Here is a 19,096-nt window from a genome sequence, read left to right on the forward strand (position 1 = left end):
TTTGCCCACAGCACATAAGGTGGCGATTTTGCTCAGCCCTCTTTTCAATCGGCGCGCGCACGATTACGACGCCTGCCATGACACATTCCCAGAACCAGCCTCAGAATCAGCCGAGCCCGCAACGGTTTTCCTATACTTTGAATGCCACCGACGGGCGCGCGCGCACCGGCGTCATTTCAACGCCGCGCGGAGAGATTCGCACGCCGGCCTTCATGCCCGTAGGCACCGCCGCCACCGTAAAGGCGATGATGCCCGAAAGCGTGCGTGCGACGGGTGCGGATATCTTGCTGGGCAACACTTATCACCTGATGCTTCGACCCACGGCAGAGCGGATTGACCGCCTTGGCGGGCTGCACAAGTTCATGAACTGGGATCGCCCGATTCTGACCGACAGCGGCGGCTTTCAAGTGATGAGCCTGTCCGAATTGCGCAAGCTGACCGAAGAAGGCGTGACCTTTAAAAGCCATATCGACGGCTCAAAACACCATCTTACGCCTGAACGCTCGATCGAGATTCAAAAGCTGCTCGGCTCGGACATTGTGATGTGCTTTGACGAATGCCCTGCGCTGCCCGCAACGGAGGCGGATGTACGCAAATCGATGGAATTGTCGATGCGATGGGCACAGCGTTCGCGCGACGCCTTTGGTGATCGCCCGGGGCATGCGCTTTTTGGTATTCAGCAAGGTGGGGTGACAGAGGAGCTCCGTGGAATAAGTGCGCAAAAACTGCGCGAGATTGAATTTGACGGCTATGCGGTCGGTGGTTTGGCCGTAGGCGAGGGGCAAGAGGCGATGTTCGGTGTTCTCGACTATGCACCGGAAATGTTACCAAAAGATAAACCGCGCTATTTGATGGGCGTCGGAAAGCCTGATGATATCGTCGGGGCCGTCGCGCGCGGCATTGATATGATGGATTGTGTGCTGCCCTCGCGCTCGGGCCGCACAGGGCAGGCCTGGACACGTCGTGGGCAGGTCAACATCAAGAACGCGCGTCATGCGGATGATCCACGCCCACTCGATAGCGAATGTGGTTGCCCCGCCTGCACAAAATATTCCCGTGCATATTTGCATCATGTTTTCCGGTCTCAGGAAATGATTTCCGGCATGTTGCTAACGTGGCATAATTTGCATTATTATCAGGATCTTATGCAAGGAATGCGCGATGCGATCGCGGCGGGAACCTTCGCGGCATGGCAGGTTGAATTTCACGCAACACGCGCCCTTGGCGACATCGAGCCGCTCTAGCGTTTACGATATTGCAAGGTATCGCCGTTAAGCGTGGTGGCATGACACTTTTGCAACTTTGCTCCGCTGCCTTTGCCTTGACGCTGATCGCGAGCCTCGTCGATGCTTCGTATTTGTTTTAAAGGCGGGATAAATCCTTGCTAGATTTTTGGCGAAGTTACCTGCCAGAGGCTAGCGCCCCTGCGCGCGCTTTGTTAACAAGGACGGCATCGGGCGCGTCGGCGGCTTGAAAAGCTGCTTTGCGTGCCCCATTTAAAGTGGCCAAACAGGAGATGATTAGTGCTGCCGCCAAGCGGGGCCGGATCGTCTTGCCAATATAAGGACAGAGCATGCAAGAGCCTCTTAATTCTTCCTACCCGGTGCTGCCGCTGCGCGACATCGTGGTCTTCCCACATATGATCGTGCCGCTTTTCGTGGGCCGGGAAAAGTCGGTCCGCGCCCTCGAAGAGGTAATGTCGGACGACAAGCAAATTTTGCTTGCCGCGCAGCAAGACCCGTCAGAGGACGATCCGCAAAGCGATGGGATTTTCCGCGCTGGCGTGATCGCCAATGTACTGCAATTGCTGAAACTGCCCGACGGCACTGTCAAAGTGCTGGTCGAGGGTCAATCGCGTGTGCGCGTGACCGAATATCTTGAAAACGATAGCTTTTTCGAGGCGCGGGCCGAATATCTGACGGAAATGCCAGGGGACGCGACGACGATCGAGGCGCTTATTCGCACCGTCGGCACCGAATTCGAGCGCTACGCGAAGGTCAAGAAAAACGTCCCCGAGGAGGCGTTGGCCTCCGTCTTGGAAACTGAAGATCCGGCTAAACTGGCGGATCTTGTCTCAGGCCATTTGGGCATCGAAGTACACCAAAAGCAGGATCTGCTTGAAACGCTTTCTGTCAGTGAGCGTCTTGAGAAGGTCTATGGCCTGATGCAGGGCGAGATGAGCGTTTTGCAGGTTGAGAAAAAGATCAAGACCCGCGTCAAAACCCAGATGGAACGCACCCAGCGTGAATACTATCTGAACGAGCAAATGAAGGCGATCCAGAAGGAACTTGGTGATGGCGAAGATGGCCAGAACGAAGTGGCCGAGCTGGAGGGCCGCGTTCTTGCGACCAAGCTAAGCAAGGAAGCGCGCGAAAAGGCCGATGCGGAGATCAAAAAGCTCAAGAACATGAGCCCTATGAGCGCCGAAGCGACGGTCGTGCGCAACTATCTTGACTGGATGCTGGCGATTCCGTGGGGTACGAAATCCCGCGTGAAGAAGAACCTAATCGCGGCGCAGCAAGTGCTCGATGCGGATCACTATGGCCTTGATAAGGTGAAAGAACGTATCGTCGAATACCTCGCGGTGCAGCAGCGCAGCAAAAAACTTAAAGGCCCGATTATGTGCCTTGTTGGTCCTCCCGGCGTGGGTAAAACGTCGCTTGGCAAATCCGTTGCGCGGGCGACGGGGCGTGAGTTTATTCGCATCTCTCTTGGCGGTGTACGCGACGAGAGCGAAATTCGTGGTCATCGCCGCACATACATCGGCTCGATGCCCGGTAAGATCATTCAGGCACTGAAAAAGGCGAAAACCACGAACCCGCTGATCTTGCTTGATGAAATCGACAAGATGGGCCAGGATTTTCGCGGTGATCCCGCTTCTGCGATGCTCGAAGTTCTCGATCCGGAACAGAACGGCACTTTTGTCGATCACTATCTCGAGGTCGAATATGACCTGAGCAACGTGATGTTCCTGACGACAGCGAATTCTTACAACATGCCCGGACCTTTGCTTGACCGCATGGAGATTATTCCACTCGCAGGCTACACCGAGGATGAAAAATGCGAGATCGCAAAGCAACATTTGATCGACAAGCAGGTGAAGAACCACGGCTTGAAAGCGTCTGAATTCGCGCTCACGGATGACGCGCTGCTTGAAATGGTGCGCGTCTATACGCGCGAAGCGGGCGTGCGTAATCTTGAGCGTGAAATCGCGAAACTGGCCCGTAAAGCGGTGACCAAGATTGTGAAAGGCGAAGAAACGTCGATCACGATAACACCTGAGAACCTTGATGATTATCTGGGCGTCAAGAAATATCGCTATGGCCTTGCGGAGCAAGAAGATCAGGTGGGTGTGGTCACCGGCCTTGCCTATACGTCGGTCGGCGGTGAGCTTTTGAACATCGAGGCGCTGCGACTGCCCGGTAAAGGGCGCATGAAAACCACGGGCAAGCTGGGCGATGTGATGAAGGAAAGCATCGACGCGGCGAGTTCTTATGTGCGCTCGATCGCGCCTGAAATCGGGGTGAAGCCGCCCAAGTTCGAGAAGTGGGATATCCACGTACACGTGCCCGAGGGCGCAACGCCCAAGGATGGTCCTTCTGCAGGATTGGCGATGGTGACATCTATTGTGTCGGTTCTCACGGGTATTCCGGTGCGCCGTGATATCGCGATGACGGGCGAGGTCACGCTACGCGGCAATGCTTTGGCGATCGGTGGTTTGAAGGAGAAACTGCTGGCGGCGCTTCGCGGCGGCATCACCACCGTGCTGATCCCGCAGGAGAACGAAAAAGATCTGCGCGATATCCCTGACAATGTGAAAGCGGGGATCAATATCATTCCCGTCTCGCATGTGAGCGAAGTCTTGCGTCATGCGCTTGTCGCGGTGCCGGAGCCGGTGGAGTGGGATGAGATCGCCGAAGAGGCGGCAGCGGCTGCTGCTTTGAAATCCGGGGACAGCGCGAGCAAAGTCGCGCATTGATCTGGAATGCTTGAAGTGAAAAACGGTGCTCTTGATCGGGCACCGTTTTTTACTGAAATGCGTTAAGATTTTTCTGCCCCATGGCAAAATATTGATCGGTATCGATAGGTTAAGATCGCTTGGATTTTTTAATACCTGCAGAAAACCATTGCAATACCCGGGCGGTATTGTGCGGCAAAACTGCCGACGCATGCCTTGACGGAGACAGGACGGCTAGATGCAGACCTGTTTTCTTGATAGTTTGTTTCCAATTGAGGGACAAAAGGTAAAAAGACATGGTAAAATCTAGCACATTGCAAACAGCTTCAGAAAAAAAGACAACAAAATCAGCGACAAAGCCTGCTGCGAAAAAAACTGCCGCACGCGTGCAATCGAGCACGTTGACTAAGGCTGCGGCCGCAAAATCAGCGATCGACGCAACGCCTAAACCCGTCGTTGTCACGTCGAGTTCGGTGTTGGTCACGGACCCGGCGCTGAAAAAGAAGGAATTGATTGATACGGTGACGGAGCGTTCGGGCATCAAGAAGAAAGATGCGAAACCTGTAATCGAAGCGATGCTGGAAGTGCTGGGCGAAACGCTTTCTGAGGGGCGCGAGATGAACTTGCAACCGCTTGGCAAGATAAAGATCAACCGCACCAAAGAGGTTCAGGGCGGTAATGTTCTGATTGTTAAAGTGCGCCAGAGCAGCCGTGTTCCGGGTAGCGGCAGAGCCCCCGACGTCGATGCGGCAGGATAAGTTCTAGACGCCTCAAGAGAATTTCGGATATGCGCAACGGATGACTTATCCTACAGTTTATTTGCTTCGCCACGGGCAAACGCAGTGGAACGTCGCCGCGCGTTTGCAGGGGCGTCTGGATTCCGATTTGACCGAGCAGGGCAGGGCGCAGGCCTTGCGTCAAGGCGCGCTTTTGTCGGAGCATTGGGGTGATTTGCGCGCGGCAGACATTTTGTGCAGCCCGTTGGGGCGCGCGCAGGCCACAGCGCATCTGGCGCTTGACGGGCTTGGGGCGGAGTTTCAAGCCGATGCACGCCTGCGCGAAATCACGGCAGGGTCTTGGGATGGGGCCCATCTGGACGAGATCGCGCGCAGTGATGCGCCGCTTTTTGAGCAGGCGCGCAATTCTTTCGAGCTGATGTTTCTTGCCCCCGACGGAGAGGGCGCTCAGGCGGTGATCGCGCGCTGCACGGATTTGCTGGACGCACTAAGCAAGACCAGCATTTTATTTACCCATGGCGCGACTCTTTGTGTGCTGCGAGGGCTGCTGCGCGGTCTGACCTTCGAGGAGATGTTGGATTTGAGCCATGAACAGGGCTGTATTTACAAGATCGAAAACGGTGTCGAAACGATCCTGCGATAAAGTCGCTAAAGGAGCGAATTTTTGAGTTGCACGGGCGCGCGGAACTGTCTAAACGAGCGTCAGATCGGGTGATTAGCTCAGTTGGTAGAGCGCTTCGTTTACACCGAAGATGTCGGGAGTTCGAGTCTCTCATCACCCACCATTCCCCCTTTTTGTTAGTCTCTTAAATCGGCTGAAAAATTCTGCGCTCTTGCATGAAACCATGCTTGACGGGTCGGGATTAGCCGCATATTACGGCCAAACATTCAGGAGACTGGATGAGCAGTGAGCGGTTGTAGCTCAGTTGGTTAGAGTACCGGCCTGTCACGCCGGGGGTCGCGGGTTCGAGTCCCGTCAACCGCGCCACTTGCTGCTTAAAAGGCTCCCTTCGGGGGGCCTTTTGCATTTCCGGCTCGGGCCTTACACCCGATTGCAATAATTTGATATCTCTGCAAAATTCGCACCGAATGGCGCTTGACGGCTCTGCGAGCTTGGCCTATCTCGCCCTCATTGCGCGGTTGTAGCTCAGTTGGTTAGAGTACCGGCCTGTCACGCCGGGGGTCGCGGGTTCGAGTCCCGTCAACCGCGCCATTTTTTCCTAGATGACTAATTTTGTCCCCAGAATGCGTGCAAGGCTGCTAACGTTTCTTCGGGGTAATGGTCCGGAAAGAAATGACCTCCGCGCATGGGTTTGGCGGTGAAATCACTTAGCTTTTCTGCCCATACACGGCGCATGTCATAGGCTTTGTCCATGATTCCGCGCTCGGCATATAGCACAAGGGACGGGCAGGCGATGCGCTGCTCCAGATCGCTTGCGTCCACTGCAAAATCCAATGTCGCTGCGGCGCGGTAATGATCGCACATGGCGCGAATCGTATCGCGCTGGCGCCAAGCCGTCTGGTAAGCGGCAAGGGCACCGGCGTTGAACTCTGGCTCATCTCCGGTGCCCCAACCTGTCAGGCAAGACATGAAGTAGCTGTCCGGATCATGGGCGATCATATCATCGGGGATTGGTGCTGGCAGAGCGAGGAAGAACCAATGATAGTAAGCCAAAGCCACCTCGCGGCTCAGCTCTGAAAAAAGTGTGTGGGTTGGAATAATATCCATCAAAGTCAATGTCTTGAACCGCATTGGTTCATCCAGCGCCAAGCGGTGCGAGACCCGCGCGCCGCGATCATGCCCGATCAGATGCGCGCTCTCGATCCCGAGGTGATCCATCAGCGCAAGGATGTCGCGCCCCATCTCGCGAAAGCTGTAATGCGCGACGCCGAGCGGTTTGGCAGAAGCACCGTAGCCGCGCAGATCAGGGCAGATCACACGGTAATTCTGGGCCAGATCAGGGGCAATGCCATGCCACATTGCCCGCGTTTGCGGGAAACCATGCAGCAGGATCACAGCGGGGCCTGAACCGGCCTGCGAGTAGGCGATCGGGCCGCAAGGACCGCCGTGAACAGCGGCGCGAAAGCCCTTTATCATGCAGAGAGCGCCGCAAGAATGCGCGCCCAGGAACGCGTGCCTTTGTGAAAGCTCTGCATGTCGTATTTCTCATTTGGCGAGTGGATTTGATCGTCATCCTTGCTGAACCCGATCAGCATCGCATCCACGCCCAGAATGTCCTTGAAGTGCCCCGCGATAGGAATAGATCCGCCGCATCCGATATATGAGGCAGGGCGTGGCCACTCGTCGCTGAGTGCTTTGCGCGCTTTTTCGAACATGGGATCGGTGATTGCCATTTGCGCCGCTTTGGAGCCTTTGCCGAGCGGGAATTCGGCGGTGTAATCTTCGGGCAGGCACGACAGGACATAGGCTTCGAAAGCGTCGTGAATCTTGTCAGGATCCTGCGTTCCAACTAGGCGAAAGCTGATTTTTGCGCCAGCCTCTGCGGGAAGAACCGTTTTGAATCCGTCCCCCGCATAGCCGCCCCAAATACCGTTCACATCGCAGGTCGGGCGCGACCAGATCATTTCGAGGGGCGTGCGATCTTGCTCGCCCGCGGGCACGCTAAGCCCCACATCGCCAAGATAGGCACTGTGATCAAAGGCGAGGTTTTGCCACTGCGCGCGGATTTCATCGCTGAGTTCGGGCACGCCGTCGTAAAAACCGGGCAATGTGATGCGCCCCGTCGTGTCGTGTAGCCCTGTGATAATCTTGGACAAAACCCGAATCGGATTCATCGCGATGCCGCCGTACATCCCCGAATGCAGATCGCGGTCTGGGCCTTTGATGATGACTTCCTCGGCAACAAGGCCGCGCAGCATCGTGGTGATCGCAGGCACTGCGCTCTCGAACAGGCCCGTGTCGCAGATCAGTGCGATATCGGTTGTGAGCTCCTTGGCGTTTTCCATCATGAACGGCACCAGCGAGGGTGATCCGCTTTCTTCTTCGCCCTCAAAGAAAAAGGTGATCTTGCAAGGCAATGATCCATGTACCGCTTTCCACGCGCGGCAAGCCTCGATGAAGGTCATCAACTGGCCTTTGTCATCTGAGGCACCGCGCCCGCGGATCACCTGGCCTTTGTCGGTGTCCTCAACCTGTGGCTCGAACGGCGGGCGATCCCAAAGTTCGAGCGGATCGACAGGCTGCACATCGTAGTGGCCGTAAAACAGCAAATGCGGGCCATCGCCGTCCACATGCCCAACCACCATAGGATGACCTGTGGTCATCCGCTTGGAGGCATCCACGCCAAGGGTCTTGAGATCGGCGACCAGCCAGTCGGCCGCATCATCGCAATCGCGCTTGAAGGCGGGGTCAGTGGAAATTGACGGGATTCGCAGCAGTTTGAGCAAACGCTCCGTCGCTTCTGGTAGGTTTTCGTCGATTTTGGCGAGGACATCGTCGAGTGACATAAGCACAAGGCTCCGTGTGTGTGAGAGAGAGTCGCGCAGACGCTAACAGGCTGTGCGCGCGTGTCCAGAACACGGTCTGTTTCCAAATTGAAAAGAGCCATCAGAAAACACGCGTAAAGATGCACCTGATTTACTTGATTTAGATCAAGGCTGCGACATGTGGACCACTGCTAAAGGATTGCCACAGGAAAACTCAGGGGTTATTCATTCACAAATTTGAATGCTGTGACTAAAACGCTCTTGGATATCGCATCGTCTACGCGATTGACGACACAAAGATGGGGAGAGGCCGCTTGGACTATACGGCTCAGCTTGATGCACGTTTGCAGAACCTTCACTCTGAAGGACGCTATCGCACGTTCATCGATATCGAACGCAAGAACGGTAATTTTCCACATGCGATGTGGCGTAAACCTGACGGGTCCGAGCAAGCTATAACGGTTTGGTGTGGCAACGACTATCTTGGCATGGGGCAAAACCCTGTCGTGCTCGATGCGATGCACGAGGCGATTGACGCAACGGGCGCTGGCTCTGGCGGCACGCGCAACATCTCTGGCACCACGGTCTATCACAAGCGCCTCGAAGCGGAACTGGCCGATCTGCACGGCAAGGAAGCGGCGCTGCTGTTCACCTCTGCCTATATCGCCAATGACGCGACGCTCTCGACGTTGCCCAAGCTGTTCCCCGGTTTGATCATCTATTCGGACGCGCTTAACCATGCCTCGATGATCGAGGGCGTGCGCCGCAATGGCGGGGCGAAACGTATTTTCCGCCACAACGACGTGGCGCATCTTCGCGAGCTTCTGGAGGCGGACGATTCGAACGCGCCCAAGCTTATTGCTTTCGAATCGATCTATTCGATGGACGGTGATTTCGGGCCGATCAAGGAAATCTGCGATCTTGCGGATGAATTCGGCGCGCTGACCTATATTGACGAAGTGCATGCCGTCGGCATGTACGGACCGCGCGGCGCAGGCGTGGCCGAGCGCGACCGGTTGATGCACCGCATTGATATCATTAACGGAACGCTTGCCAAAGCCTACGGCGTCATGGGCGGCTATATCGCCGCCTCCTTCAAGATGTGCGATGCGATCCGCTCTTATGCGCCCGGATTCATCTTCACCACCTCGATCCCGCCCGCGGTTGCGGCGGGGGCGGCGGCGTCGGTTGCGTTCCTCAAACGCACGCCCGAGCTGCGCGAGCAGCACCAGACACAGGCGAAAATCCTGAAATTGCGCCTTAAGGGCATGGGTCTGCCGATCATCGATCATGGCTCGCATATCGTTCCGGTGATGGTGGGTAATCCGCTGCACACCAAAAAACTCTCCGATATGTTGCTTGAGGATTTCGGAATTTACGTCCAGCCGATCAACTTTCCTACTGTGCCACGCGGCACCGAGCGGCTGCGCTTTACCCCGTCCCCCGTGCATGGTCCGGACGAGATGAACAAACTGGTTCAGGCGATGGATGCGCTGTGGTCTCATTGTGCGCTGAATCGTGCCGAATTAACGGCTTAGCGTTAAGACTGGTGCAAAATCTGTTGCACCATGCTAGCGTTGGCTCAATAACACCTGAGTTCGAATCGAACTTGTGGATAAGTTTGTGGGCAAGGCAGTAAATTTCGGCATGGGGCAGGGCGAATGATCGGGCGCAAAAAAACGCGCAAAGCGGAAGAGTTGGACGTCGCTCCCAAGGGATTCGACGACTACGATCTGCGGCTTGGCGACATGATGCGCGGCGAGCGTGCGACGCTTGGCAAATCCTTGCTCGACGTTCAGCGCGAGCTTAAGATCAAAGCTTCCTATATTTCCGCCATCGAAAACGCGGACCCCAGCATCTTTGAGACCCCCGGATTTATCGCCGGCTATGTGCGTTCATACGCGCGTTACTTGGGCATGGACCCCGAGCGCGCCTTTGACGCATTCTGCACCGAGAGCGGCTTTTCGACGGCGCATGGCATGTCCGTCGAGGCATCGACGATCAAAAAATCGCGCGCCGCCGAGATTATCGCCGCATCGCAAGTTGGCCGCGATCCGTTTGCGCAGCCCAGCACACCCTTCGTTCCGACAAACGACGCGTTCTTTTCGCGTGTTGAGCCGGGCGCAATTGGATCGACACTGGTTCTGGTGATGCTTTTGGGGGCGATCGGTTTCGGCGGCTGGACCGTCCTGAACGAAGTGCAGCAAGTGCGCCTTGCGCCTGTGGACGAAACCCCTGTGGTTCTGACCGATCTTGATCCGGTCACACGCGCCACGTCGCTGGCAGGCAATGCGTCTGAAACCGGGGCGGCTCGTATGGCGGGCGCGTTAAGCACGTCCGAGCAAGAAGGCCTTGATCGCCTTTATCGCCCCAAAGCGCTTGATATGCCGGTTCTCGTTGCACGCGATGCACCGATTTCCATGATCAATCCGCGCAGCATGGGTGCCTTTGCCTCTGCACAGACGAACACTCCCGATGTGCAGGCCCAGCCCGTTCTGCTGGCTGATGGCACGGTTCAGCTCGCACCAAGCGCTGCGCCTATTGGTGCGGTGCCGCAGGTCGTTGGACAAATTCCGGGTCAAGTGCAACTTGTTGCAGTGCGTCCCGCTTGGGTGCGTGTGCGCGCCGCTGATGGCTCTTCGGTATTCGAGGGGATTTTGAACGCGGGCGATACCTATGCGATTCCTGTGACCGAAGATCCCGCGACACTGCGCGTCGGCGAATCCGGCGCGATCTATTTCGCGGTGAACGGTCAACATTTCGGCCCTGTCGGTCCACGCGGGCAGGTGACGTCGAACGTCGCGCTCTCGGCTGAGGCGGTTTCGCAGAATTACGCCGTTGCGAATATTTCCGGCGATCAGGATTTGGCGCGCGTCGTGGCCGAGCTTCAGAGCATGTCGCTTCCTACCGAATAAGCCGCATCAAATAAGCCTTGCTAAATCACACCGCCACATTGCCCCGACTTTGCGCGCGCCCTATGTAGAGGTGAGTGAGACGTCCGTGCAAAAGGGAAACCCCATGTCGCTGAACCACATCCGCCCTTGGAAGAACATCTACCGCCGCACATCGCGTCAGATCATGGTTGGCAACGTGCCCGTGGGGGGCGATGCACCTATTGCAGTGCAAACCATGACCAATACCGACACTTCCAATGTGGCTGCAACTGTGGCGCAGGTACAGGCGGCCGCAGAGGCGGGCGCAGATATTGTGCGCGTCTCGACGCCTGATGAATCTTCGACCAAAGCGCTGCGCGATATCGTGCGCGAAAGCAGCGTTCCCATCGTTGCAGACATTCATTTCCACTACAAACGCGCGATCGAGGCGGCAGAAGCGGGCGCAGCCTGCCTGCGTATCAACCCCGGCAACATCGGCGACGAGCGCCGTGTGCGCGAGGTGATCGCAGCAGCCAAGGATCACGGATGTTCCATTCGCATTGGCGTGAACGCGGGCTCACTGGAAAAGCATCTGCTTGAGAAATACGGCGAGCCGTGCCCCGATGCGATGGTGGAAAGCGGGCTGGAGCATATTCGCATCCTGCAAGACAATGATTTCCACGAATTCAAGATCAGCTGCAAAGCCTCCGATGTATTCATGTCCGCCGCTGCGTACCAAAAGCTGGCTGAGGCGACGGATGCACCGATTCACCTTGGCATCACCGAAGCGGGTGGGCTGGTTAGCGGCACGATCAAATCGGCGATCGGCCTTGGCAATCTTTTGTGGATGGGCATTGGCGACACGATCCGTGTGTCCCTGTCTGCCGATCCCATAGAAGAAGTCAAAGTTGGCTTTGAAATCCTCAAATCGCTGGGCCTGCGCCATCGCGGCGTCAACATTATCTCATGTCCGTCCTGTGCACGCCAAGGCTTTGATGTGATCAAGACGGTGGAAGCGCTGGAAAAACGCCTCGAGCATATCAAGACCCCGATGAGCCTGAGCATCATCGGCTGCGTCGTGAACGGCCCCGGCGAAGCGCTGATGACTGACGTCGGGTTTACTGGGGGCGGCGCTGGTTCTGGCATGGTTTACCTCGCTGGCAAGCAAAGCCACAAGCTCAGCAACGAGCAGATGGTCGAGCATATCGTCGAGCAGGTCGAAAAACGCGCGGCGGTGATCGATGCGGAAATGGCGGCAGAGGCAGAGACCGAAGCAGCAGCGGCCGAGTAGACTTCGCGCTCGACTTGGCCACGGTGCCAGAGTATTTCAAGTTATGGTAAATGCCCCTCTACAGCGCCCCAAATTTGCGGAATTTTTCGCAGGCGGGGGCATGGTGCACGCCGCCCTTGGCGCGTCCTGGGACTGCGCGCTTGCCAATGATATCGACCCGATGAAATGTGCGGTGTACCGCGACAATTGGGGCGGTAATCGTCTGATCGAGGGGGATGTCGCCGGGCTCGATCCAAGCGCGCTGCATCAACCGCTCGATCTGGTCTGGGCCTCCAGCCCCTGTCAGGATTTCAGCCTTGCAGGTAATGGCAAGGGTCTCAAGGGGATGCGCAGCGGCGTGTTCTATCACTGGATGAAGCTGATCTCGCAAAGCGTCAAAGCGGGCTTTGCGCCGCGCGTGATTGCGTTTGAGAATGTCACGGGGCTGATGAGCCGCGCGCAGGGGCGCGATTTTACCTATGTTCTCAATTCCTTGGCGTCGCTTGGGTATCGCGTCGGAGCGCTTGAAATTGATGCGCGCCATTTCGTGCCGCAAAGCCGTCCGCGTCTTTTTGTGATCGCATTGCGCAAGGATATTGATGCAAATGCCCTTCGTCTGAGTGCGCCAACAGGTGTGTTCCACACCGAGAAACTGCGCCGTTATGTTAACGCCGCTTCGGTCGATCTGAAATCCGATTTCGTCTGGTGGGCGCATAGTGCCCCTGCGCCCAGCGATATCGCGCTCGAGCAGATCATTGACAAAAAACCTGATACCGCATGGTTCGAGGACAGCCAGGTCGATGCGCTTCTGGCGATGATGTCGGGGCCAAGCAGCGCGCGCATCGCGCAGGCGCGCCGCGCTGGCAAGCGCGAGATTGGCCTGCTCTATAAACGTGGACGCCCCGATGAAAACGGCAAGATCCGCCAACGCGCCGAGGTGCGTTTCGACGGCATCGCAGGCTGCCTGCGCACGCCCGCTGGCGGCTCGTCGCGCCAGACGATTGTCTTCGTGAAAGGCAATTCGATCAAGGCGCGCTTGCTCTCGAGCAAAGAAGCCGCGCGCTTGATGGGCCTGCCGGAGAGCTACAAAATGCCCGCGCGCTACAACAGTGCCTATAAGGTGGCAGGGGACGGCGTAGTCGTGCCGATCGTGTCCTACCTTGAGGCGCAACTGTTCCAACCGATGCTGGCCGCATGAGCCGCGCGCAGGAATTTCGCAAATCTGCTCTCAGCGCGCTAAGCGATGAAATTGGCGTCTACGCGCTTTGTGATCTGGACCAAGTACCTCTATACGTTGGACAATCCGTCGACGGTATCCGCTCGCGCGTGCGCCGTCATCTGACGTCTGCGCGCTCTGACGTGATCGCCAACCGGCAAGTGGATGTCTGGGAAATTGCGTATGTCTGGGCCTGGCCTGTGGCCGATCGGGCTGACATCGAACCGCTTGAAGCGGCGCTGTTCCAGCGGTTTGATGCGCAAAAGCCGCTAATGAACGGTAAGGTTTTGCCACTCCCACAGGGCGAAATCACCGAACCTGCCAAGCAAACCCTGCAAGTGATCGATGAGGATGAACGCCTGCGCCGCCTGCGTCCAGATCAACGCCTCGAGCGGCAGATCAGGCAATACGGCATCCTCGTGGATTACATCCAGACAGTAAAAAGCGCGCCTCACTTGAAGCGCGCTTTGGATGCTCATTTCGAGCGTCTCGTGACCTATCACAAGACCTTTCTTTAGAGGTGGCTTCTAGCCGCGCTCGTCGTCGATGATCTGCTGCATCGCATCGAGCGGCACGTAGCCGCGCACCAGTTGATCGCCCATCACGAAGGTCGGCGTGCCGCGAATTTGCAAACGCTGCGCCAGTGCGCGTGTCTCTGCGATTTCGCGGGTCACGTCGTCGCTGCCCATGCCTGCGATGATCGCCGCACCGTCAAGGCCAAGCCCGTCGGCAAGGCGCGCCAGCGCTGCTTCGGATGGCTCACCGCCGAAGCTGATCAACGCGTCATGCACCAGCTTGTAGGCGCCATCGCCTGCGACCAGTTTGGTGGCGATGGCAAAGCGCGACGAGATGGTCGAGGCTTCACCAAGGATCGGGAATTCCTTCACGATCAGCCTGATATTGCCGTCGCTTTGCAACAATTGCTCGACCTCGCCATGCGCTTTGCGGCAATAGCCACAGCGATAGTCCATGAATTCGACCACGGTGACATCTCCCTCGGGATTGCCGCCGACCCATGAAAACCCGTCGTTGAAAATCGCTTCTGCATTGGTGGCCACCAAAGACAGATCATCTTGCGCCTGTTGATCGGCCTGGCGCGCTTCCATCTGGTTGACCGCTTCGATGATCACCTGTGGGTTTTCCATCAGGTAAGCGCGCACTTCGGCACGGAAGGCTTCGCGCTCAGCGTCGCTCATGGCGCTCAGATCTAGGGCGGCGACAGGGGCGGCGAGGGCCGCAATACAAAGGCTTGTCATGGCCAAAAGGCGTTTCATCAAAGGCTCTCCCGTTTGTTATTCTTGTCGTTTTGCAGCACTGAGCACATCTTGCGCCCTTTGCCAAGGACCCGAGCCCGTTGGCAAGCGATCGGCCGCGCGTTTCGCATGCAGCGCCGCGTCCTTGAAGCGCCCGATCAGTGCGTGGCGCTCCGCGAGCGCGAGCGAGGCCATGGCTGGTTGGCCGCTTTGCGCATAGGCGCTGCCCAGATCACGTAGCACTGAAGGGTCGCGAAAATCGCGCGAACGCGCGCTCTCCAGCACTTTGAGTGCGCCGCTTGGATTGCCGTTAGCCAAAAGTGCGCGCCCATAGCCGCCAAGGATCAACGCGTTGTCCGGCTGTAGCTTGGCCGCGCGTGCATAGGCATTGGCAGCGGCTGAAAATTGACGTCCCTCAAGCAGGATCTGCCCCAGTAATTCATGATAATAAGCATCCTTCGGGCGCTCGTTCAAAAGGCGCTGCATGACGCCAGCGGCCTTGGCCGTTTGCGCGCGCCGATGATGGGCGATTGCTTGCATCATCATGGTGATATCCGCGCTTGGCATTTGTTCAGCGCGGCGCAGGGTGCTTTTGGGGGCTTGCTGAAAGGCCCAGATTTTAGCTTTTGCGCGTTCGAACCAATAGCCGGCATCGGCGCTATAGGGGCGGTCTCCGCCATAGGCGGCAACATAGGCCTGCATTGCGCGTACGCGATCACGGGTGAAGGGGTGCGAGCGCGCATAGGGGTCTTGGCGCGCGTCCGAGAGCATATCCTGACCTGCGAAAATATCGTGGACTTCAATTGCACCGCGCGTGGAAATGCCCGCAGCCGCAAGGTAGCGCACCGCCGATTGATCGGCCGAGCTTTCTTCGGCGCGGCTATGACTGAGAAAACTGCGCTGCGCGGATGAGGCGACCCCGATCGCCAGCGCGCCCGCCGCGCCACTGCCTGTGCCGCTCGCCGCTGCTGCCGCCGCCAGCGCGATTCCAAGGCCGGACACTGATTTGCGCGTGCCTGCCTGCACCATGCGCCGCGCGACATGTCCGTTCGCGATATGCGCTGCTTCATGGGCCAGCACCGCTTGCAAGGCTTCGGCGCTCTTCAGGCGTGTGATCATGCCTGTGTGAATAAAAATGGCGCGATTATCCACGACAAAGGCGTTGGGGACGCGATCATCGATCAACAGGATTTTAACCTGCGACGGACTTAGCCCCGCCGCTTGCAAGATAGGCCGCGCCAATTGCCCCAGCGCATGTTCGATGTCCGCGTCGCGAATAAGGCTACCTGCGCGGGCGGGCAGGGCCAAAAGGCTCAGCATTATCAGCAAACTGCCCAGCAGGCGCATTGACTGTCCTCTCGTTTCGCGGTGAAAGCGCATAGAACAAGAATGGGAGAGAAAGATGCGAAACTCAAGCCGTGGAGCGGTCGATCCCTTTATTGTGATGGACGTGATGGAAGCCGCGCGCGCCGCCGAAGCGTCTGGTCGTCACATCATCCATATGGAAGTCGGTCAACCGGGCACGGCTGCCCCCGCGGGCGCGCGGCGCGCGGCTGCGCTGGCGATGGAGCAGGATGCGCTTGGCTATACGGTCGCCCTTGGCCTGCCAGCGCTACGGGCGCGCATCGCGCAGCTCTACGGCGAATGGTACGGCGTTGATCTTGACCCCAATCGCGTGATCGTCACCTCGGGATCTTCCGCCGCCTTTCTGCTCGCGTTCACCGCACTCTTCGAGGCCGGGGATCGCGTTGCTATTGGCGCGCCGGGCTATCCGAGCTATCGCCAAATTCTCAAAGCGCTGAGCCTTGAGCCGGTCTTGATCGAAGCGCGCGATGAAAATCGCCTGCAACCCGTCGCGGATGATCTAAAAGGCCTCGACGCTCAAGGCCTGCTGGTCGCATCCCCGGCCAACCCCACCGGCACGATGCTGAACAAGGCTGCGATGACCTCGCTAATCCAAGCATCTGATGATGCGGGTGCCGCCTTCATTTCGGATGAAATCTACCATGGGATCGAGTATGAGGCGAAGGCGGTCAGCGCGCTGGAAATTACCGATGATGCCTATGTGATCAACTCGTTTTCCAAGTATTTTTCCATGACGGGCTGGCGCGTTGGCTGGATGGTGGTGCCAGAGAACCACGTGCGCGTGATCGAACGCCTTGCGCAGAATATGTTCATCTGCCCGCCCCATATCAGCCAGATCACTGCGCTTGCCGCGATGGATTGCACCGATGAGCTAGAGGCAAACATGCGCGTCTACACAGCCAATCGCGCGCTCATGCTCGACGAACTTCCCAAAGCCGGTCTCGGCGCGTTTGCGCCGCCAGACGGCGCCTTCTATGTCTACGTTGATGTCAGCGAATATACGAATGACAGCCGCGCCTTCGCTGCTGAAATTCTTGAAAAAGCAGGCGTCGCAGTTACACCCGGTCTTGATTTTGATGCGCAGCGCGGTCATCAAACCCTGCGCTTGTCCTATGCGCGCAGCACCGATGATATCCAAGAGGGCCTCTCGCGCCTCAAAACCTTCATGTCTGCGCGCACTTAATCGCTTCTTCGGTCTTGAAATACCTCGGGGGTCTGGGGGCTGGCCCCCAGCCTCAGCCCGCCGAAAGGGCGGCTAATTATCCAGCTCGACCCAAACCGGCACATGATCTGACGGCTTCTCACCCGCGCGGACATGCTTGTCGATCTGGCAATCCACCAGTATGTCCGCGACCGCTGGACTAAGCAGGAAATGATCGATGCGAATACCGTCGTCCTTGTTCCACGCACCTGCCTGATAATCCCAGAAACTGTAGTGCTCGGGGCCTTGCACACGCGCACGAAAGGCTTCGGTTAGGCCGAGATTCACCAAACGGCGATATGCGGCGCGGCTCTCGGGACGCGCGAGCGCATCTTCTTGCCAGACCTCGGGGCGGCGCGCGTCCTCGTCTTGCGGGATGATATTGTAATCGCCAGCCATCAAAAACGGTATCTCTTCGGCCAGCAAGGTCTCTGCACGTTTTTGCAAACGCGCCATCCAGGCCAGCTTATAGTCGTATTTCGGCCCCGGCACCGGATTGCCGTTGGGCAGGTAGAGCCCGCAAATGCGGATCGCCTGTTTGCCTACCACCGTGGCTTCGATCCAGCGGGCCTGCTCGTCCGTATCATCGCCGGGCAGACCGCAGCTCACGTCCTCAAGTGGTAATTTGGACAGGATCGCAACGCCGTTGAAAGATTTTTGCCCATGGGTGTGCACGTTATAGCCCATGTCCTCGAATATCTCGCGCGGGAAATTCTCGTCGACGGATTTGATTTCCTGCAAGAGCGCCACATCGGGCTGCGCCTCTTTCAGCCATTCGGGCAGGGCGGCAATACGCGCTTTTATACCGTTGATGTTGAATGTTGCGATTTTCATGGGCGCGCGCTCCTGTGCTGCTCGTTAGCTATCCTCAAGCGGGGCAGGCGTGCAACCAAGTGCCAGTCAAAAACGTAAAATCGGAGTGGTTTTTCCCCTGCGCCGCAATTGCGATTTGCTATCGCTGAGCAAAGATCCCTGATCAAGGACCATATGTGTAGGATAGTAAATTTCTTAAAATTCAAGTCTGGCGCGCTCCAAATCATGTGCCTGCGTTCGCGCTTAGGGCATGCGCAAAGTAAGATGAACGCTGCTTTGGCGGTCTGATGCCTCCGCATCAAAGGGATGAATTGTCGTAAATTGATTCGCCATTAGGGGGAATTTTGGGGTGCAATTCCCTATATGCGTGTTGCCTGCATTCGCTTCCAGACATTCGTTTTCCAGACGGTTTGAAGTTTTTTTCAGCCTGTGGATCAATCTTGAAAGTGCTTTTTCGACAGAGTGTTGGCCATAGCTGTGCCTGTGGATAAGAGGGTTGATAAACACGCATTAAGATAAAAATACTTACAAACACACGTTATGCGTGCAAGCATTTCTCCTACCGAAACACCCAATAGGAGAACGACAATGTCTGCACTTCGTAAAACCACGACACATTTCACATCCCTCAAGGCGGGCCTTCACAGCGGCACCGACACCCAGCTTTTCACCGCAGGCTATACGCCAAGCGCTGACACCGGGCTTCACGGTGGCGCATGTACAGAAATGTTCACCGCCGGTTACTCGCCAAGTGTTCAGGCTGATCTGCATGAAGGCGACGCGGTCCAGCTTTTCACCGCAGGTTATGCTGCGACGCTTGGCGGAGCGAGCACGCATTTGTTTTCCTCCGGCTCTGCGCCGCGCAGTGAAAGCACCCAAATGAGCGGCACCCTGAGCGAGATGTTCTCCTCCGGTTCTTAACCTGCGCCAGAAGCCAGATAAATTGCCCGCCGGGGCCGTACA

At 57.2% G+C, this 19,096-nt stretch carries 17 protein-coding genes and 3 tRNA genes; 14 read left to right on the top strand and 6 right to left on the bottom strand.

Features of this window, described 5'->3' with window-relative positions; translation table 11 throughout:
* The first annotated feature begins 77 nt into the window (after positions 1-77).
* Positions 78-1,244, top strand: a complete 1,167-nt coding sequence (gene tgt, locus B9P63_RS03760) for a tRNA guanosine(34) transglycosylase Tgt (RefSeq protein ID WP_085307235.1) — start codon at positions 78-80, stop codon at positions 1,242-1,244.
* 329 nt (positions 1,245-1,573) lie between these two features.
* Positions 1,574-3,979, top strand: coding sequence for an endopeptidase La (lon, locus tag B9P63_RS03765; protein WP_085307236.1), 2,406 nt, complete (start codon positions 1,574-1,576; stop codon positions 3,977-3,979).
* A 109-nt stretch (positions 3,980-4,088) separates the two neighbouring features.
* Here the strand turns inward: lon and B9P63_RS19380 are convergent, their stop codons facing one another.
* The gene (locus B9P63_RS19380) at positions 4,089-4,442 is read right to left on the bottom strand and encodes a hypothetical protein (protein WP_245830543.1); all 354 of its coding nucleotides are present in this window, start codon (positions 4,440-4,442) and stop codon (positions 4,089-4,091) included.
* Between B9P63_RS19380 and B9P63_RS19385 the strand changes: the two genes are divergently transcribed.
* From B9P63_RS19385 to B9P63_RS03790, 5 genes are all read left to right on the top strand, one after another.
* Positions 4,432-4,716 (top strand): HU family DNA-binding protein, encoded by a 285-nt coding sequence (locus B9P63_RS19385; protein WP_245830544.1) that lies wholly within the window; start codon positions 4,432-4,434, stop codon positions 4,714-4,716. The genes B9P63_RS19380 and B9P63_RS19385 overlap by 11 nt on opposite strands.
* A gap of 40 nt (positions 4,717-4,756) precedes the next feature.
* Entirely contained in the window at positions 4,757-5,338 is a 582-nt protein-coding gene (locus B9P63_RS03775; protein WP_085307238.1) for a histidine phosphatase family protein, read from the top strand.
* A 66-nt stretch (positions 5,339-5,404) separates the two neighbouring features.
* A tRNA-Val gene (locus tag B9P63_RS03780) sits at positions 5,405-5,480 on the top strand.
* 126 nt (positions 5,481-5,606) lie between these two features.
* Positions 5,607-5,683: transfer RNA gene (locus B9P63_RS03785), tRNA-Asp, on the top strand.
* Between the two features lie 148 nt (positions 5,684-5,831).
* Positions 5,832-5,908: transfer RNA gene (locus tag B9P63_RS03790), tRNA-Asp, on the top strand.
* Positions 5,909-5,923: 15 nt separating this feature from the next.
* Here B9P63_RS03790 and B9P63_RS03795 read toward each other — a convergent pair.
* Both B9P63_RS03795 and B9P63_RS03800 read right to left on the bottom strand, forming a co-directional pair.
* Positions 5,924-6,793: an alpha/beta fold hydrolase gene (locus B9P63_RS03795; protein ID WP_085307239.1), complete on the bottom strand. Its 870-nt coding sequence runs from the start codon at positions 6,791-6,793 to the stop codon at positions 5,924-5,926.
* Positions 6,790-8,163, bottom strand: a complete 1,374-nt coding sequence (locus B9P63_RS03800; RefSeq protein ID WP_085307240.1) for a M20/M25/M40 family metallo-hydrolase — start codon at positions 8,161-8,163, stop codon at positions 6,790-6,792. Before B9P63_RS03800 ends, B9P63_RS03795 begins: the two co-directional genes overlap by 4 nt.
* A gap of 293 nt (positions 8,164-8,456) precedes the next feature.
* Here B9P63_RS03800 and hemA point away from each other — a divergent pair, with 293 nt between their 5' ends.
* The 5 genes from hemA to B9P63_RS03825 all read left to right on the top strand — a co-directional run bounded on the left by hemA (position 8,457) and on the right by B9P63_RS03825 (position 14,019).
* Entirely contained in the window at positions 8,457-9,680 is a 1,224-nt protein-coding gene (gene hemA / locus B9P63_RS03805) for a 5-aminolevulinate synthase (RefSeq protein ID WP_085307241.1), read from the top strand.
* 123 nt (positions 9,681-9,803) lie between these two features.
* Positions 9,804-11,057: a helix-turn-helix domain-containing protein gene (locus B9P63_RS03810; protein WP_085307242.1), complete on the top strand. Its 1,254-nt coding sequence runs from the start codon at positions 9,804-9,806 to the stop codon at positions 11,055-11,057.
* A 103-nt stretch (positions 11,058-11,160) separates the two neighbouring features.
* On the top strand, positions 11,161-12,306 hold the full coding sequence (gene ispG, locus B9P63_RS03815) for a flavodoxin-dependent (E)-4-hydroxy-3-methylbut-2-enyl-diphosphate synthase (protein ID WP_085307316.1): 1,146 nt from the start codon (positions 11,161-11,163) through the stop codon (positions 12,304-12,306).
* A 43-nt stretch (positions 12,307-12,349) separates the two neighbouring features.
* A complete protein-coding gene (locus B9P63_RS03820) occupies positions 12,350-13,483 on the top strand; it encodes a DNA cytosine methyltransferase (protein WP_085307243.1) in 1,134 nt (377 codons plus the stop codon).
* Complete coding sequence (locus B9P63_RS03825) at positions 13,480-14,019, top strand: GIY-YIG nuclease family protein (RefSeq protein ID WP_085307244.1); 540 nt, start codon at positions 13,480-13,482, stop codon at positions 14,017-14,019. The genes B9P63_RS03820 and B9P63_RS03825 overlap by 4 nt, the downstream gene beginning before the upstream one ends.
* A 9-nt stretch (positions 14,020-14,028) precedes the next feature.
* Here the strand turns inward: B9P63_RS03825 and B9P63_RS03830 are convergent, their stop codons facing one another.
* Both B9P63_RS03830 and B9P63_RS03835 read right to left on the bottom strand, forming a co-directional pair.
* The gene (locus B9P63_RS03830; RefSeq protein WP_085307245.1) at positions 14,029-14,775 is read right to left on the bottom strand and encodes a DsbA family protein; all 747 of its coding nucleotides are present in this window, start codon (positions 14,773-14,775) and stop codon (positions 14,029-14,031) included.
* 18 nt (positions 14,776-14,793) lie between these two features.
* Positions 14,794-16,101 carry a M48 family metalloprotease gene (locus B9P63_RS03835; protein ID WP_085307246.1) on the bottom strand — a complete coding sequence of 436 codons (1,308 nt, stop codon included), beginning with the start codon at positions 16,099-16,101 and terminating at the stop codon, positions 14,794-14,796.
* 55 nt (positions 16,102-16,156) lie between these two features.
* On the opposite strand from B9P63_RS03835, the gene B9P63_RS03840 reads away from it, so the two are divergent.
* Complete coding sequence (locus B9P63_RS03840; RefSeq protein WP_085307247.1) at positions 16,157-17,302, top strand: pyridoxal phosphate-dependent aminotransferase; 1,146 nt, start codon at positions 16,157-16,159, stop codon at positions 17,300-17,302.
* A 72-nt stretch (positions 17,303-17,374) separates the two neighbouring features.
* Here the strand turns inward: B9P63_RS03840 and xth are convergent, their stop codons facing one another.
* Positions 17,375-18,154: an exodeoxyribonuclease III gene (gene xth / locus B9P63_RS03845; RefSeq protein WP_085307248.1), complete on the bottom strand. Its 780-nt coding sequence runs from the start codon at positions 18,152-18,154 to the stop codon at positions 17,375-17,377.
* Between the two features lie 567 nt (positions 18,155-18,721).
* Between xth and B9P63_RS03850 the strand changes: the two genes are divergently transcribed.
* The gene (locus B9P63_RS03850; protein ID WP_085307249.1) at positions 18,722-19,054 is read left to right on the top strand and encodes a DUF6749 family protein; all 333 of its coding nucleotides are present in this window, start codon (positions 18,722-18,724) and stop codon (positions 19,052-19,054) included.
* Positions 19,055-19,096: the final 42 nt, after the last annotated feature.

The organism is Planktotalea arctica (assembly GCF_002105285.1).
GTDB classification, from domain to species: domain Bacteria; phylum Pseudomonadota; class Alphaproteobacteria; order Rhodobacterales; family Rhodobacteraceae; genus Planktotalea; species Planktotalea arctica.